General features: G+C 68.6%; 2 protein-coding genes and 1 pseudogene. 1 reads left to right on the top strand and 2 read right to left on the bottom strand.

The window, feature by feature from the left end; genetic code table 11:
• Positions 1-240: pseudogene (locus QR77_RS49025) on the bottom strand (hypothetical protein); the annotation flags it as partial.
• Between the two features lie 35 nt (positions 241-275).
• Positions 276-1,490: a cyclic dehypoxanthinyl futalosine synthase gene (gene mqnC / locus QR77_RS24090; RefSeq protein WP_040024208.1), complete on the bottom strand. Its 1,215-nt coding sequence runs from the start codon at positions 1,488-1,490 to the stop codon at positions 276-278.
• Between the two features lie 284 nt (positions 1,491-1,774).
• On the opposite strand from mqnC, the gene QR77_RS24085 reads away from it, so the two are divergent.
• Positions 1,775-2,407 carry a hypothetical protein gene (locus QR77_RS24085; protein WP_040024207.1) on the top strand — a complete coding sequence of 211 codons (633 nt, stop codon included), beginning with the start codon at positions 1,775-1,777 and terminating at the stop codon, positions 2,405-2,407.
• Positions 2,408-2,558: the final 151 nt, after the last annotated feature.

Genomic DNA, 2,558 nt, shown 5'->3' with positions numbered 1-2,558 from the left:
ACGCGGGTCGGGCCAGTACGTGGCCTCCAGCAGCGCCGCCGCCCCCGGCTCGTACCGTCCGGGACCGAGGACACCGTCCCACTCCCGGACGCGGGCGCGGGCGCCGTGCTCGGCGAGCAGCGTCTCGTACGGGCCGACGGCCGCGTACCTCCCGCCGTCGACCACCACCGCGTGCCCGGCGGCCGGACCGGCGTCCTCGGTGACACGCACCCCGCCGAGCGGGCGGTGGATCGTCAGCACAGTTGTCGGCCCGCCCTTTGTCGCCGGAAGGAGCGTCAGTTGGCGCTGAGCAGCTTCAGCTCCGGGTGCGCAGTGCCGCCCTCGATCGCCGTGGACGAGATGTGCGAGGCCACCCGGTCGTCGACCGGGTCGTTCGCCGGGTCGTTGTGCACCACGATGTGCTCGTACGTGGTGGCGCGCTGCGCCGGGACGCGTCCCGCCTTACGGATCAGGTCGATGATCTCCATGCGGTTGGAGCGGTGCTTGGCACCCGCCGACGAGACGACGTTCTCCTCCAGCATGATCGAGCCCAGGTCGTCGGCGCCGTAGTGCAGCGAGAGCTGGCCGACCTCCTTGCCCGTGGTGAGCCACGAGCCCTGGATGTGCGCGACGTTGTCGAGGAAGAGCCGCGCGATCGCGATCATGCGCAGGTACTCGAAGAGGGTGGCCTGCGTCTGGCCCTTGAGGTGGTTGTTCTCGGGCTGGTACGTGTACGGGATGAAGGCGCGGAAGCCGCCCGTCCTGTCCTGGACGTCGCGGATCATGCGCAGGTGCTCGATGCGCTCGGCGTTCGTCTCGCCCGTACCCATCAGCATCGTGGACGTCGACTCGACGCCGAGACCGTGCGCGGTCTCCATGATCTCCAGCCACCGCTCGCCGGACTCCTTGAGCGGTGCGATGGCCTTACGGGGCCGCGCCGGCAGCAACTCCGCGCCGGCGCCCGCGAACGAGTCGAGACCGGCCGCGTGGATCCGCTGGATCGCTTCCTTCGCCGAGACCCCCGAGATGCGCGCCATGTGCTCGATCTCGGAGGCGCCGAGAGAGTGGATGACGAGCTGCGGGAACGCCTTCTTGATGGCGGAGAAGTGCTCCTCGTAGTACTCCACGCCGTAGTCGGGGTGGTGTCCGCCCTGGAACATGATCTGCGTGCCGCCCAGCTCGACGGTCTCGGCGCAGCGCCGCAGAATGTCGTCGAGGTCGCGGCTCCAGCCCTTGTCCGTGTCCTTGGGGGCCGCGTAGAAGGCGCAGAACTTGCACGCCGTCACGCACACGTTGGTGTAGTTGATGTTGCGCTCGATGATGTACGTCGCGATGTGCTCCGTGCCCGCGTACCGCAGGCGGCGGGCGGCGTCGGCCGCCTGGCCCAGGGCGTGCAGCGGCGCGGAGCGGTAGAGGACGAGCGCCTCGTCGGGCGTGATGCGACCCCCTGCGGCCGCCCGGGCGAGGGCGCCAGTGACATCTACGGGCGTGGGATCGGCCTTCTCGGTCACTGGGGGTGGTCCTTCCCAACGGGGGTGTGACGACTGAGCCAGCCTACGCCAGGGCTCCGACAGCCCTCGCGTACGGGCGGACCCTGTCGGCCGACCGGATTCAACACGCCCGGCATTCAGCGCCACCGCACCGATTTCCTCGCGCAGGGGCCGTAAAAGCTCCGGGAGTGACGGGCACATAGGGGACTATCGGCGCACCGGGCGGCCTTCTCGCGCGTCCTCCGGTGACCACAGAGGGACAAGAAGAGAAACACGAACAGAAATACGGGGACCCCCACGTGGAAATGTCGACCACGCGACGCCGAGCGGTCGCCGCCTGCCTCTCCGCGGCTGCCTGTCTGGCCCTCGCCGCCTGCTCCGACACGTCGGACTCCGCCGCCGAAGGACACCGGAACAAGAACGAAAAGGGCGCGGTCACCGGAGAATTCACTACGCCCGCGTTCGATCTCCCTGCGGACCTGAAGGTACGGATCGAGCCCCCCGGACCGACCGGAAACGCGCGGAAGGACGCCGTCCTCCGCGACATCGGCTATGCGGCCGCCGCACAGATCGAGGCATTCGCGAAAGGCACCGGCGACACACCCAACATGCGGCGCTACTACGCCGGAGAAGCGACCCCGTATCTGCACGACACCATCGCCAAATACCACGACCAGGGACGCACCCTGACAGGGACGTACGTGTATTACGGATTCACGCTCGACGCTCTCGGAGCGAACACCGCCGACGGGCACTACTGCGAGGACCAGCAGATCGGTTACAGCAAGGAGTTCAGGACCGGCAGGATCCTGGTCACCAAGCGCAGCGACGACAGCTACGTCGAGACCAGGATCCGCGCCAAGAGGAGCGCGCGCGGCGACTGGCAGGTGAGAACGTACGTGGCTGAGCGCGCGACCTCGTCGTGCGTCCGGCACTGATCCGACAGGCAGACCGACCGACCTATTGCCCGTCTGTCTGACTGACCCAGCATCATGAACGCACGCGCCCCATGGGGAGAGTGACATGCCATACATACCGGACGCGGCGGGCGGCGACCGCCGTCCCGCCGCCGCAGCTCCGGAGGGCTCG

Source organism: Streptomyces sp. 150FB, from assembly GCF_000818195.1.
In the GTDB taxonomy this organism is placed as follows: Bacteria; Actinomycetota; Actinomycetes; order Streptomycetales; family Streptomycetaceae; genus Streptomyces.
The sequence above is the reverse complement of the archived record's forward strand: the minus strand, read 5'-3'. Positions and strand labels throughout refer to the sequence as shown.

Bases quoted from the DNA above. Each gene is read 5' to 3' on its own strand.
- QR77_RS24085 (WP_040024207.1), top strand. From the start codon at position 1,775: ATGTCGACCACGCGACGCCGAGCGGTCGCCGCCTGCCTCTCCGCGGCT.